General features: G+C 34.1%; 12 protein-coding genes and 1 tRNA gene. All 13 read right to left on the reverse strand.

Annotated features, from left to right (window positions below; genetic code table 11):
- Window positions 1-410: 410 nt before the first annotated feature.
- Window positions 411-1,379: a Gfo/Idh/MocA family oxidoreductase gene (locus HKP59_RS04120; protein WP_291803701.1), complete on the reverse strand. Its 969-nt coding sequence runs from the start codon at window positions 1,377-1,379 to the stop codon at window positions 411-413.
- Between the two features lie 376 nt (window positions 1,380-1,755).
- A complete protein-coding gene (locus HKP59_RS04125) occupies window positions 1,756-3,087 on the reverse strand; it encodes a UDP-glucose/GDP-mannose dehydrogenase family protein (RefSeq protein WP_291803703.1) in 1,332 nt (443 codons plus the stop codon).
- A 239-nt stretch (window positions 3,088-3,326) separates the two neighbouring features.
- On the reverse strand, window positions 3,327-3,635 hold the full coding sequence (locus HKP59_RS04130) for a GIY-YIG nuclease family protein (RefSeq protein ID WP_291803705.1): 309 nt from the start codon (window positions 3,633-3,635) through the stop codon (window positions 3,327-3,329).
- Window positions 3,636-3,925: 290 nt separating this feature from the next.
- Window positions 3,926-5,209, reverse strand: coding sequence for a nucleotide sugar dehydrogenase (locus tag HKP59_RS04135; protein ID WP_291803707.1), 1,284 nt, complete (start codon window positions 5,207-5,209; stop codon window positions 3,926-3,928).
- Between the two features lie 132 nt (window positions 5,210-5,341).
- Window positions 5,342-6,355, reverse strand: coding sequence for a dTDP-glucose 4,6-dehydratase (rfbB, locus tag HKP59_RS04140; RefSeq protein ID WP_291803709.1), 1,014 nt, complete (start codon window positions 6,353-6,355; stop codon window positions 5,342-5,344).
- Between the two features lie 123 nt (window positions 6,356-6,478).
- A complete protein-coding gene (gene rfbD, locus HKP59_RS04145; protein WP_291803712.1) occupies window positions 6,479-7,336 on the reverse strand; it encodes a dTDP-4-dehydrorhamnose reductase in 858 nt (285 codons plus the stop codon).
- A 15-nt stretch (window positions 7,337-7,351) separates the two neighbouring features.
- A complete protein-coding gene (gene rfbC / locus HKP59_RS04150) occupies window positions 7,352-7,903 on the reverse strand; it encodes a dTDP-4-dehydrorhamnose 3,5-epimerase (protein ID WP_291803714.1) in 552 nt (183 codons plus the stop codon).
- 172 nt (window positions 7,904-8,075) lie between these two features.
- Window positions 8,076-8,149 (reverse strand) — tRNA-Asp (locus tag HKP59_RS04155).
- Window positions 8,150-8,213: 64 nt separating this feature from the next.
- The gene (locus tag HKP59_RS04160) at window positions 8,214-9,137 is read right to left on the reverse strand and encodes a DUF58 domain-containing protein (protein ID WP_291803716.1); all 924 of its coding nucleotides are present in this window, start codon (window positions 9,135-9,137) and stop codon (window positions 8,214-8,216) included.
- Window positions 9,138-9,229: 92 nt separating this feature from the next.
- The gene (trxA, locus tag HKP59_RS04165) at window positions 9,230-9,547 is read right to left on the reverse strand and encodes a thioredoxin (RefSeq protein ID WP_291803719.1); all 318 of its coding nucleotides are present in this window, start codon (window positions 9,545-9,547) and stop codon (window positions 9,230-9,232) included.
- A gap of 120 nt (window positions 9,548-9,667) precedes the next feature.
- The gene (gene metF / locus HKP59_RS04170) at window positions 9,668-10,624 is read right to left on the reverse strand and encodes a methylenetetrahydrofolate reductase [NAD(P)H] (RefSeq protein WP_291803721.1); all 957 of its coding nucleotides are present in this window, start codon (window positions 10,622-10,624) and stop codon (window positions 9,668-9,670) included.
- Window positions 10,625-10,722: 98 nt separating this feature from the next.
- Window positions 10,723-13,440 carry a methionine synthase gene (gene metH, locus HKP59_RS04175; RefSeq protein WP_291803723.1) on the reverse strand — a complete coding sequence of 906 codons (2,718 nt, stop codon included), beginning with the start codon at window positions 13,438-13,440 and terminating at the stop codon, window positions 10,723-10,725.
- The gene (locus tag HKP59_RS04180) at window positions 13,430-13,792 is read right to left on the reverse strand and encodes a four helix bundle protein (RefSeq protein WP_291803725.1); all 363 of its coding nucleotides are present in this window, start codon (window positions 13,790-13,792) and stop codon (window positions 13,430-13,432) included. The genes metH and HKP59_RS04180 overlap by 11 nt, the downstream gene beginning before the upstream one ends.
- Window positions 13,793-13,817 lie beyond the last annotated feature (25 nt).

Below are 13,817 nucleotides of genomic sequence, written 5' to 3' on the forward strand. Positions count from 1 at the left end.
CGAATGCAACACAGTGAAATGAAGCAATCTGTTGCTAAAATTAGCAGATTACTGCGTTGCTATCGCGCCTCGTAATGACGGTAAGCAACGCACCTTATCACTCTTCACTTCTCACATCTCACTTATCTTGAAGTTGTGCAGTCTATTTTTTTACTTAAACTAAAACGAAGACCAAGACTCTTTACTTTTAGAGTCGTGCAGTTGTGCAGTCTCGGTCGTAACGTCATTGCGAATGCAACACAGTGAAATGAAGCAATCTGTTGCTAAAATTAGCAGATTACTGCGTTGCTATCGCGCCTCGTAATGACGGTTATCACTCTTCACTCTTCACTGTTTCACTATTCAGCCCAAATGCGCCAGCTGGCACATTCACTAAAAACAGCCAGTGGCTGTTTTTTTTACGTTCTGTCCTACTTCTCAAACGGATGCTTTGCTAATGGTTTTTTCACAAAGGGATGATAGTCTCCTGTCGCACCAAGTGGTGTTGCGTGGCGAACCGCATGAACAATTTCTATGGCTTGACGTGGCGCTTCTAAACCATACCCATTTCCGTTGATAATTTCTTGATAAGACACCGTATGTAAATCAGTAAAACCTCCGCTAAATTCTAATTCTTCCCCTTCAATAGTGATAGAGCGATAGGTACGTTGTCCTTTTGCTTTTATTTCATCGGGTAATACATCATAATTGATAGACAAAAACCAACGTACCCGTGCTTGTTTAAATTCTAAATATCCTGCTGAACGATCGTGGGTATTTACGTGTACTGTATTTTGTTGTAAGTCTCCAAAGATCCATGAGAGCATATCAAAAAAATGGACTCCAATATTGGTTGCTATTCCACCTGATTTTGAGATATCTCCTTTCCATGAGGTATAATACCAATGTCCGCGTGATGTTAAATAGGTTAAATCTACATCATATACCTTATCCTTTGGACCGTTGGCAATCTTTTCTTTGAGAGCTATGATACTTGGATGCACTCTAAGTTGTAATATATTGTATACTTTTTTTCCGGTTTCTTGCTCTATTTTTCCTAAAGCATCCATATTCCAAGGATTTAATACCAATGGTTTTTCACAAATGGCATCAGCACCTTGTCGTAAGGCAAAACGAATATGTGCATCGTGCAAATAATTGGGTGTACAAATACTTACATAATCTAACTGTTGTTGCTTTTCAAACTTTAGTTTTGAAATATGACGATCAAAACGTTCAAATTCGGTAAAGAAATCGGCATTTGGAAAATAGCTATCTATAATTCCAACACTATCAAATTTATCAAGAGCGGCCACTAAATTATTATTGGTTTCTTTAATAGCTTTCATATGGCGCGGTGCTACGTAACCACTTGCTCCTATTAATGCGAAGTTTTTCATTGTTTTTATATATTACTTTGACCTAAACGAAGACAAAAAGGTTACTTTAATTTTGACATTGCCTAGCTTTTGAAAAAAGTTGCAATCATCTGCTACTAATGGTGAGATTACCACGTCGTTGACACTCCTCGTAATGACCGTTTATTTTTTATTCTTTTCTCTTTGTTTTCGTCTTTGTTTTCGTCTCTGTTTTAGTCTTTGTTTTCGTCTTTGTTTTATTCTTTGTTTTATTCTTAGTCTTCGTTTTAGTTATTCCCCCTTTGGGGGTTAGGGGGCTTCTTCACTCTTCAGCCCAATCGTGCCAACTGGTATCTGCTCACCAGCTCGCCCATAGCTTTCGCTATGTCGTGCTAAAAATATTCACTTAATAATTTTCTTAACGCTCTGCCCTCCCAATCTGATAATACTCAAATCCTTTGTCGGCTAAATTAAACATATTGTATTGATTTCTTCCGTCAAAAATTACAGGATTGTTTAATAGTTTTTTAATTTCTTCAAAATCTGGAGATCTAAATTCTTTCCATTCGGTTAACAATATCATAGCATCTGCTTGCTGTAATGCTTGGTATTTTGAATCGACATAGATTACCTGATTCACGTCTTTTAAATAAAACTCTTGCGCTTCTTGCATAGCTTTAGGATCGTAGGCCTGAATTTTAGCACCTCGTTTTACCAATTCTTTTACAATATAAATGGCGGGTGCTTCTCGCATATCATCAGTTCCTGGTTTAAATGCCAATCCCCAAATACCAAATGTTTTACCGTGTAAATCTTCTCCAAAACGCTTGATAATTTTATGGGCAATGACTAATTTTTGTGCATCGTTTACCTCTTCTACTGAAGTAATTAATTTTGCGTGGTAATCATATTCCGAAGCTATTTTTTTTAAGGCTTTTACATCTTTTGGAAAACAAGAACCTCCATAACCACAACCAGGATAAATAAAATTATACCCAATTCTACTGTCTGAACCTATTCCAATGCGTACTTGGTTGGCATCTGCCCCTACTTTTTCACAAATATTTGCAATTTCATTCATAAATGAAATTTTGGTGGCTAGCATGGCATTTGCAGCATATTTTGTCATTTCAGCTGAACGTACATCCATCACAATAAAACGTTCATGCGACATAGAAAATGGTGCGTATAATTGTTTCATTTTTTCTATGGCATAGTCACTCTCGGCACCAATTACAACTCTATCTGGTTTCATAAAATCGTTGATAGCGGCTCCTTCTTTTAAAAATTCAGGATTCGACACTACTTCAAATTCTACTTTGAGATCTCTTTTATCTAATTCTTTTTGAATGGTTGCCGTTACTTTGTCTGCTGTTCCAATAGGCACGGTAGATTTGTCTACTATGACCATTTTTTTGGTGATTGCTTGCCCAATTGATTTAGCCACTGCTAACACATATTGAAGGTCTGCCGATCCATCATCACCCATTGGGGTTCCTACAGCAATAAATACAACTTCTGCGTTCTGTAATGCTGATGCAAGATTCGTAGTGAAAAACAAGTTTTTATTCGTCGTGTTTTTTACCACCATAGGTTCTAATCCTGGCTCGTAAATTGGAATAATCCCTTTATTTAAATTTTCTATTTTGGTGGTATCTATATCTACACAGGTTACTTTATTTCCCATTTCAGAAAAACAAGTTCCTGATACCAATCCTACATAGCCTGTTCCTATTACTACAATGTTCATATTTTTTGTTTTTTAACTTTAATTCCACTTCGACAAGCTCGGTGTGACATTCCATTTAATTATTACCTAATTACCGTCAGTCTGAGCCTGTCGAAGACCCTTTTTGCTAAAATTACACTTTGACAAGCTCAGTGTGACATTACGTTTAATCATTACCTTATTACTGTCAGTCTAAGCCTGTCGAAGACCCTTTTTGTTACAATTACACTTCGACAAGCTCGGTGTGACATTACGTTTTATTAATTTTTTGGTTTCCCGTATTCAGTGTAATTTTTAGAATACAACATTAATTTTTCCCAATCTTCATTTACTAATGCTTCTTTCTTTTTTCTACTCCATCCTTTTATTTTTTTCTCTATTTGAATAGCATCATTCACATCAGAAAAGGTTTCAAACCAAACTAATTTTACGGGTCTTTTTGAAAAAGTATATGCTCTCTTATCTCGTCCTAAATTATGTTCATTTAATCTACGTACAATATCATTTGTTATTCCTGTATAATAAGAATTGTCTGAACATTCAACTATATATACAAAATATTGTTTCATTTACCTTTTAAAAACACTTCGACAAGCTCAGTGTGACGTTCCATTTAATCATTACCTTATTACTGTCAGTCTGAGCCTGTCGAAGACCCATTTATGTTACAATTATACTTTGACAAGCTCAGTGTGACGTTCCATTTAATCATTACCTAATTACTGTCAGTCTGAGCCTGTCGAAGACCCTTCTTGTTACAATTACACTTCGACAAGCTCAGTGTGACATTACGTTTAATCATTACCTAATCACTATTCAATCTTGACTCAAGACTGCACGATACTAGACTTTTCGACTCTTACAATTTCCCATCAACCTTGCCTTCTAGTACCCCTTTCACATCATAAATAATCCCGTTTGCATTTAAATATTGGCTAAAATCTATATCTAAAAACTCTTTATGTGCTACCGCTAACACAATACCATCAAATTTTGTTTGAGGCATTTTATTTACGGTTTCAATAGCGTATTCATGCTTTACTTCATCTGGACTCGCCCAAGGGTCAAAAACAGTAACCTGCGTACCAAACTCTTCTAAATTACGAATCACATCAACCACTCTTGTATTCCGCACATCTGGACAATTTTCTTTAAACGTGATTCCTAATAGTAGAATAGAGGCCTTTTTAATAGGAATGTCATTTTTAACAAATAACTTAATGACTTCAGAAGCCACATAACTTCCCATACTATCATTCATTTTTCTCCCTGCCAAAATAATTTCAGGATGATAACCTACTTCCTGTGCTTTTTGAGCTAAATAATACGGATCAACACCAATACAATGCCCGCCAACTAAGCCTGGCTTAAATGGTAAAAAATTCCATTTTGTACCTGCTGCTTCTAATACTGCTTGGGTATCAATAGCAAGAATATTAAATATTTTTGCCAACTCGTTTACAAATGCAATGTTAATATCACGTTGAGAATTCTCAATGACCTTTGCTGCTTCTGCCACTTTTATAGTAGGTGCTAAATGAGTTCCTGCAGTAATGACATCAGCATATAAATTATTTACTTTCTCTCCAATTTTAGGTGTTGAACCTGAGGTCACTTTTAATATTTTTTCAACGGTATGTTCTTTATCTCCAGGATTGATTCGCTCTGGCGAATAGCCTACATAAAAATCTTTATTATAGGTAAGTCCTGAAAATTGTTCAAGCACCGGTACACATATTTCTTCCGTAGCACCTGGATACACCGTAGATTCATAAATAACAATGGCTCCTTTTTTGAGCACTTTCCCAACGGTTTCACTCGATTTTATCAATGGTGTTAAATCGGGTTTGTTATTTTTATCTACAGGTGTTGGAACAGTTACAATATAGTAGGTGCAATTTTCTATATCTGAAATTTCTGTAGTACAATACAATCCGTTTACATCTGTTGGATTGGTTACTAACACTTCTTGTAACAACTCATTTTCAACTTCCAACGTGGTGTCAATTCCCTTAGTCAATTCCAACACACGTTCTTTATTGATATCGAACCCAATCACTGGATATTTAGTGGCAAATAATCGTGCTAAAGGCAAGCCAACATAACCTAGGCCAATAATTGCTATTTTAATTTGTTCTTTCATTGTTTTTTAAAATTACTACGAAGACTAAAACTTCGAGATTATTTTTAATTTTCCTCTTAGTCTTAGTCTTAGCCTTAGTCTTCGTTTTTTGTCTTCGTCTTAGCCCTTCCGTCCTCGTTTTTAGTCTTCGTTTTAGTCTTCTTTATATTTTTTTACGTACCAATCTACCGTTTTCACAATACCCGAATCAAAATTTTCATTGGCTTTCCAACCTAAGTCAGTTTCAATTTTTGTTGCATCTATGGCATATCTATAATCGTGTCCAGCCCTATCTTTCACATAGGTAATTTGTTCTTTATAACTTCTCTCTTTTGGGTGTTTAGCATCTAACAGCTCGCAAATTTTAGCTACAATATAATTGTTATTTTGTTCGTTTTTACCGCCAATATTATAAACTTCGCCACTTTTACCGGTATGATAAGCTAGATCTATTCCTTTACAGTGATCTAACACATATAACCAGTCTCTTACATTTTTACCATCGCCATATACTGGAATAGGCTCACCTGCTAATGCTTTTCTAATAACAGTTGGAATTAGTTTTTCATCATGTTGTTTAGGTCCGTAGTTGTTAGAACAATTGGTGATGACTGTTTCCAACCCATAGGTATGATGGTAGCTGCGCACTAGCATATCACTACTCGCTTTTGAGGCGCTATACGGTGAGTTAGGTGCATAGGGTGTTTCTTCGGTAAACAATCCCGTTGCCCCTAATGTTCCATACACTTCATCAGTTGATACGTGCAAAAATTTATTGTTTTCATATCCCTTTTTATATGTAAAAGGTTTTTCCATCCAATATTTATAAGCGACATCCAATAAGGTAAATGTACCTTTGATATTGGTTTCAATAAAAACATCAGGTTTTGATATTGAGTTATCTACATGCGATTCAGCAGCTAAATGAATAACGCCGTGTATGATATAATGTTGAAAAACGCGTTCCACTAATTCTCTATTACAAATATCGCCTTGAACAAATGTATAATTTGGGGCACTTTCAACAGATTTTAAGTTTTCTGAATCTCCCGCATAGGTTAACAAATCAAAATTAACGATGTTATATTCTGGGTATTTTTGAACAAGGTGTTTAATTAAATTTGAACCTACAAACCCTGCCCCACCTGTTACTAATATTGATCTCATACCTTATAATTTTAGTCGATTTAACAAAAGTTTAAAGATACCTATTTTAAAGCGATTCCACAAAAGGTTTCATTTGATATTTTACACTGAACAAACCTGTTTTTTAAATAAATATGCTGTGGTTTATATTTTTTCAATACAGGTACGAAGTGACTCTTTCCAATGCGGAATTTCAACCTTAAATATTTCTTGAATTTTTTGCGTATTTAACAAACTATACGGTGGTCTTTGAACCTTCGTTTTAAATTCTGAAGAGGCAATAGGAACTACTTTACAGTTGTGTTTGGAAATGTTTACAATCTCCTCTGCAAATTGAAACCAACTGCAGGAGCCTGTATTTGCATAATGGTAAATTTGTACTCCCTCATTTTTTAATAACGGAATTAGTTGAAGGATTGTTCTAGCCAAATCAGTTGCATAGGTTGGAGACCCTATTTGATCTTTCACTACTGAAATAGTCTCTTTTTCTTTGGTTAAACGCAGTATTGTTTTTACAAAATTAGCACCGTGTTCTGCATATACCCATGAGGTTCTAATCAATATAGAATTAGATGGATTGATACGCAACATTGCTTGCTCTCCTTTTAATTTGGTTGCTCCATAGCTATTTTGTGGATTGGTGATATCTGTTTCTTTATAAGGTATTTTTGAAGTCCCCTCAAATACATAATCTGTTGAGATATGAATCAACTTAATATGATGCTTTTTGGAAATTTTTGCTAAATGCTCAACTGCTAAATGGTTAATTTTATTGGCTACGTTAGGTTCATCCTCGGCTTTATCAACATTGGTATACGCAGCACAGTTAATAATAACTTCAATTTTATCACATTCAATAAGTTCTTCAACTGCTTTCGCATTTGAAATATCTAGTTCGCTTTTGGATTTAAAAATCAGTCGAAAGTTTGGAAAATTCGTTGCTATATTAGCTATAGAAATTCCCAATTGTCCTTTTGCGCCTGTAACTAAAATCGTAGTCATAACCGAAGTTGAAATTTATACAAACAAATCGGCCTGCTTAAATAAAGGCTGATTTTTATCCTTTTCAGAAATTATCAATTCATTTGCTGGTAATTGCCAATCTATTTGCAATGCAGGATCGTTAAACATAATACCTCTTTCAGATTCTTTATTGTAATAATTATCTACTTTATAGCTAAAAATGGCCTCGTCACTTAGTACTACATAGCCATGAGCAAATCCTTTTGGTATATACAATTGTAATTTATTTTTGTCGCTTAATTCAATCGCTTCATATTGACCAAACGTAGGTGAATGTTGTCTAATATCAACGGCAATGTCTAAGACACATCCTTTTATTACACGAACTAATTTAGTTTGAGCAAACGGTGGCAATTGATAATGTAAACCTCTTAAAACACCCTTAGTAGATTTTGCTTCATTATCTTGGGTGAATTGCAATTCACTTCCAATAAATGCTTCAAAAAGTTCCTTTTTAAACGATTCAAAAAAATAACCACGTTCATCCTTTAAAATGTTCGGTTCACAAACAATAACATCTGGAATTTCTGTTCTAGTAAATTTCATGCATTTTGGATAAATTGAATAAAGCGAAATTAACTATTTAAAATGTAATTACAATTCCAAAAGAAAACAAATACTTATTGAGGTTGGTATTTCAAGAGATAAAAGAATTTTTGATGTTTCTTAAATGAATGTAAACCGCATAAAAAAAGCATCTCAATTGAGATGCTTTTCGCGGTCTGGACGGGACTCGAACCCGCGACCCCCTGCGTGACAGGCAGGTATTCTAACCAGCTGAACTACCAGACCGTTGCTCTTAGCGGATGCAAATATAGTAGTGTTTTTTATATCTGCAAAGCTTTTTTAACAATTTTTATAAAAATCTTTTTCGACTAATTAAATACGAAACTAATATTTGATGAAATCCTTTGTGTATATCTACAGGTACGTATTCAATCTTATATTGCATACATTTCATTTTCAATTCATTAAAATAAGTTTCCACTTTAAGTTTGTAGTCCTTTTGTATTGTAGACGCATATAAATTAATTTCATCACCTGTTTCTACATCCACAAACTTTTTTGGAGAATTTTCAAAATCAAAATCTCGTTCTAATTTCCCGTCATACGTATGAAATAAAATTACCTCGTGTTTATTATATTTTAAATGACGTAATGCCTCAAATAACTCCTTTTCGTTTTTAGTAGCTTGAAACATATCTGTAAATAAAAATACCAATGATCTCCTATGAACTTTTTCTGCTATTTCGTGTAAAACAGCATATGTATCGGTAGAAGATTTTGAAGGTTTCTTTAATAAATCAGCTAAATGCGCTAACAACATTCTTCGATGTCGATCGCTTCCTTTTGTTGGGGCATAATATTCTTCCTTATTGGAATAAATACTCAATCCTACAGCATCTCTCTGACGCTTTAAAATTTCCATTAATGCAGCCGACGCTATTGCTGAAAACCCAATTTTATTTAATTGATTAATTGAAGGATTCGCAACAATTGGATAGTGCATAGAAGCTGAATTATCAACTATTAAATGACAACGTAAATTGGTCTCTTCTTCATAACGCTTTACAAACATTTTTTTTGTTTTCGCGTATAACTTCCAATCAATATGGCGGGTACTTTCACCTTTGTTATATAATCTATGCTCAGCAAACTCTACTGAAAAGCCGTGAAAAGGGCTTTTATGCATTCCCGTAATAAAACCTTCAACTACTTGATTTGCTAACAATTCAAGGTTATTTAATTCTGAAATATTTTTTACGGCTAACGGACTCATTATTTTTTTTAATCTACTTGTAAATATACTATAAAATAAAAAGGCTTAACAAAATTATTGTTAAGCCTTTTTTACAAAATTATTCTTTTATATTATAAATGCGCATCAATTTTTTGTGCATATACAGTTTTTGGAGCAACACCTACTTGTTTTTCAACAACTTCGCCATTTTTAAAAACCAATACTGTTGGAATATTACGCACTCCATATTCAGCCGCAAATTTTTGATTTGCATCAACATCTACTTTAGCTATTGTTGCTTTTCCTTCATATTCAGTTGTTAATTGATCCATAATTGGAGCAACCATTCTACAAGGACCACACCATGCTGCCCAAAAATCAACCATTACGGGTTTATCTGATTTTAATACTACTTCGTCAAAAGTTGCATCTGTTACTTCTAATGCCATGTTTTATTTTTTTAAAATTATTATTAGCTCTATTAAGCTGTACAAAAGTAAACAAATATTTCACCTTTTCTAGCTATTACATATTACTTTTATCTATGGTATTATTAACAAAATTAATTTTTAAAAAACGGCTGATGCTATCTCCTTTATGTTATCCGATTTTCCCATCGAATAAAAATGAACCACAGGTACTCCTTTGGCAATTAATTCTTTAGATTGCTCAATAGCCCATTCTATTCCAACTTGGCGAACTTGTTTGTTATTTGTACATTTTTCAACTTCAGAAATTAATAACTCTGGCAAATCTAACTTAAACACTTGCGGTAATACTTGTAAATGTCGTTCAATAGCTATTGGCTTAATTCCGGGAATGATAGGGACAGTTATCCCAATATCACGTGCCTTTTCAACGAAATCAAAATATTTTTTATTATCAAAAAACATTTGTGTTACTACGTAATCGGCTCCTGCATCAACTTTTTCTTTCAATCTTCTCAAATCCGAATCTAAACTCGGAGATTCTAAATGTTTTTCGGGATAGCCCGCCACCCCAATGCAAAAATCAGCATTATAAGTGGTTTCAATTATTTCATGTAAATATTTTCCTTTGTTCAAATTTTTAATTTGAGTGACCAACTCTGAAGCATACTTATTTCCATCCTTAGAAGGTGAAAAATATGTTTCGTGCTTCATCGCATCACCTCGCAATGCCATTACATTGTCTAATCCTAAATAATGACAATCTACCAATACATATTCTGTTTCTTCTTTGGTAAAACCTCCGCACAATACATGTGGTATTGCATCTACATTGTACTTGTATTTTAATGAAGCACAAATACCAACTGTACCTGGGCGCATTCGTGTGATTTTTTGTTCTAAAAGTCCATTCTCTTTGGAGATATATACGTATTCCTCTCTTGAAGTCGTTACATCAATAAAAGGTGGCTTAAACTCCATTAATGGATCTATATTATTATACAATTGCTGTATATTTTGTCCTTTTTGTGGAGGCACAATTTCAAATGAAAATAGTGTTTTACCTTTAGCGTTATGTATATGTTCCGTTACTTTCATTTGTTTAATACTATTTAAAAATTTCTGTATTCATTGATTTATTATGACAACATACTTTTTACCCACTCTTTATAATTGTTGGACGTTCCCTTTTAGGTCTAATTTTCAGCTAAATTAGGGTTTAACCATTTTTTAGCCTCATCTAAACTCATGTTTTTTCTAACAGCAAAATCCTTCACTTGATCTTCTGTTATTTTCCCAACTCCGAAATATTTAGCTTGTTCATTCCCAAAATAATAACCAGACACTGATGCTGCAGGCCACATTGCTAAACTATCAGTTAATTCAACTCCAATGGTTTCTTTTACACTTAATAATTCCCAAAGTGTTAATTTTTCTGTATGGTCTGGACACGCCGGATAACCTGGTGCTGGTCTAATTCCTTTGTAATTTTCTTTAATTAAATCTGCATTTGTTAAATCTTCGGAAACTGCATAGCCCCAATGCTCTTTTCGAACCTTTTCATGCAAATATTCAGCAAAAGCTTCTGCCAATCTATCAGCTAAAGCTTTAATCATAATGGAATTATAATCATCGTGGTCTTTTTCAAACTCAGCGGCTAATTCAGCTGTTCCAAATCCTGTTGACACACAAAATGCGCCAATGTAATCTTCAATAGTTGATTCCTTTGGCGCAATAAAATCAGCTAAAGCTATGGAAGGAATCCCTTCTTTCTTTTTTAATTGTTGACGCAAGGTTACAAATTTAACATTCACTTCTTGTCTTGTTGAATCTGTGTACACTTCAATATCGTCCTCAGCAGCATTTGCAGGAAAAATTCCAAAAACAGCTTTTGCCGTTAACAAATTTTCATCTAGAATTTTGGCTAATAACAATTTAGCATCTGAAAACAAATTTGTTGCTTCTTTTCCTACTACTTCATCTGTTAATATCTCAGGATACCTGCCGTGCAATTCCCACGTTCTAAAAAATGGACTCCAATCAATATAATCTACCAATTTACTAAGATCAAAATCTTCAATTACCTGTGTTCCAAGATAATTTGGTGCCTCGATTTTTGTTGCATTCCAATCTATCTTAAATTTATTATTTCTTGCTAGTTCCAGCGTCAAATATTCTTTGCGCTTAGAGCGGTTTAAAAAGCCATCACGTACCTTTACATAATCGGCTTTTATATCGAAAACATATTGCTTGTTTGTTTTAGCATTCAACAAATCACCAACCACCGTTACTGCTCTAGAAGCATCGTGAACGTGAACCACAGCGTTTTTATACTGCGGATCAATTTTTACTGCTGTATGTGCTTTTGAAGTAGTAGCCCCACCAATTAATAGCGGTACTTCAAAATTTTGGCGCTCCATTTCTTTTGCTAAATATACCATTTCATCTAATGATGGCGTAATTAAACCACTTAATCCAATAGCGCTTACTTGTTCGGCTTTGGCGGTTTCAATAATTTTTTCTGGTGGAACCATCACACCTAAATCAATAATATCATAGTTATTACATGCTAAAACAACACCTACAATATTTTTACCAATATCATGAACATCACCTTTTACAGTTGCTAATAAAATTTTACCATTCGACTGACTTACTCCATTTTTTTCGGCCTCAATATACGGTAATAAATACGCGACTGCTTTTTTCATCACTCGCGCAGATTTTACCACTTGTGGTAAAAACATTTTTCCAGAACCAAATAAATCTCCAACAACATTCATCCCTTTCATAAGATTCACTTCAATAACTTCAATCGGCTGTGAAGCTTGTAATCTAGCTTCTTCTACATCCTCTAAAATATATTCATCTAGACCTTTCACTAATGCATGTGTGATACGTTCTTGTAAGGATTTTTCGCGCCAAGACAAATCTACTTTATGTTCTTTAGCAGAAGTCACCACGGTTTCAGCAAATGTTAACAAACGTTCTGTAGCATCTTCTCGCCGATCTAAAATTACATCTTCAACGTGCTCTAATAAATCTTTAGGAATTTCATCATATACCTCTAACATTGTAGGATTTACAATTCCAATATTCATTCCCGCTTTGATCGCATGATATAAAAATACCGAGTGCATGGCCTCTCGAACCGCATTATTACCACGGAAAGAAAAGGAAACATTACTAACCCCTCCACTTACGCTTACATTTGGTAAGTTAGTGCGAACCCAACGCGTGGCTTCAATAAAATCAATGGCATTTCTTTTATGCTCATCCATTCCGGTGGCCACAGGAAAAATATTTAAATCGAAAATAATATCCTCTGATGGAAAGTGAACATCATCTACCAATATTTTATAAGAACGCTTTGCTATTTCTATTCTTCGCTCATAATTATCAGCTTGCCCAACTTCATCAAAAGCCATAATAATTACAGCAGCACCGTACATTTTTATTTTTTTAGCTTGCTCAATAAACTGTGCTTCTCCCTCTTTTAATGAAATAGAATTTACTACACATTTTCCCTGAGCTACCTGCAAACCAGCTTCAATAATTTCCCATTTCGAACTGTCGATCATGATAGGTACACGGGCAATATCCGGCTCGGCAGCGATAAGATTCATAAAACGAACCATGGATTCTTTTCCATCAATTAACCCATCGTCCATATTAATATCGATTATTTGGGCTCCACCTTCTACTTGATGGCGTGCAATCGCAAGGGCTTCATCAAATTTTTCTTCTTTTATTAATCGTAAAAACTTTTTAGAACCAGCAACATTTGTACGTTCACCAACATTGATAAAATTACTTTCTGGAGTAATAATTAGTGGCTCAAGTCCGGAAAGTTTTAAAAACTTTCTTTGGTTGTTAGTTGTTGGCTGTTGGTTATTGGTTGTTTTATGTAACATTTTTTCTATAATAATTTATAAATCCGTTTAATAACTTTTTACAGCTAGTAACTTGAACTAATAATAATTTTAATTCTTCAATCGACAAAAACTCTAAATCATTTGCTAGGTACAATTGGGTTTCTAATTCAAATAAAGAACCTCTTGATATATGTAAAAAATGAATTGTTTCATTTGAACTATGTCTTCCGCAACCTTCAGCAATATTTGAAGGGACAGAAACTGAACATCTTTTAATTTGACTAGTAAGCCCATACACTTCTTCAGAAGGAAACTTTTTACAAATGGCATATACCATTTTTACGAGTTTTCTAGTTTCTAACCAAACATCTAATTCTATATATGAAATCATTTTATTTATTTTAAACTAAAACCCA

Origin of the sequence: Lutibacter sp. (assembly GCF_013041805.1) — a bacterium.
Classification (GTDB): domain Bacteria; phylum Bacteroidota; class Bacteroidia; order Flavobacteriales; family Flavobacteriaceae; genus Lutibacter.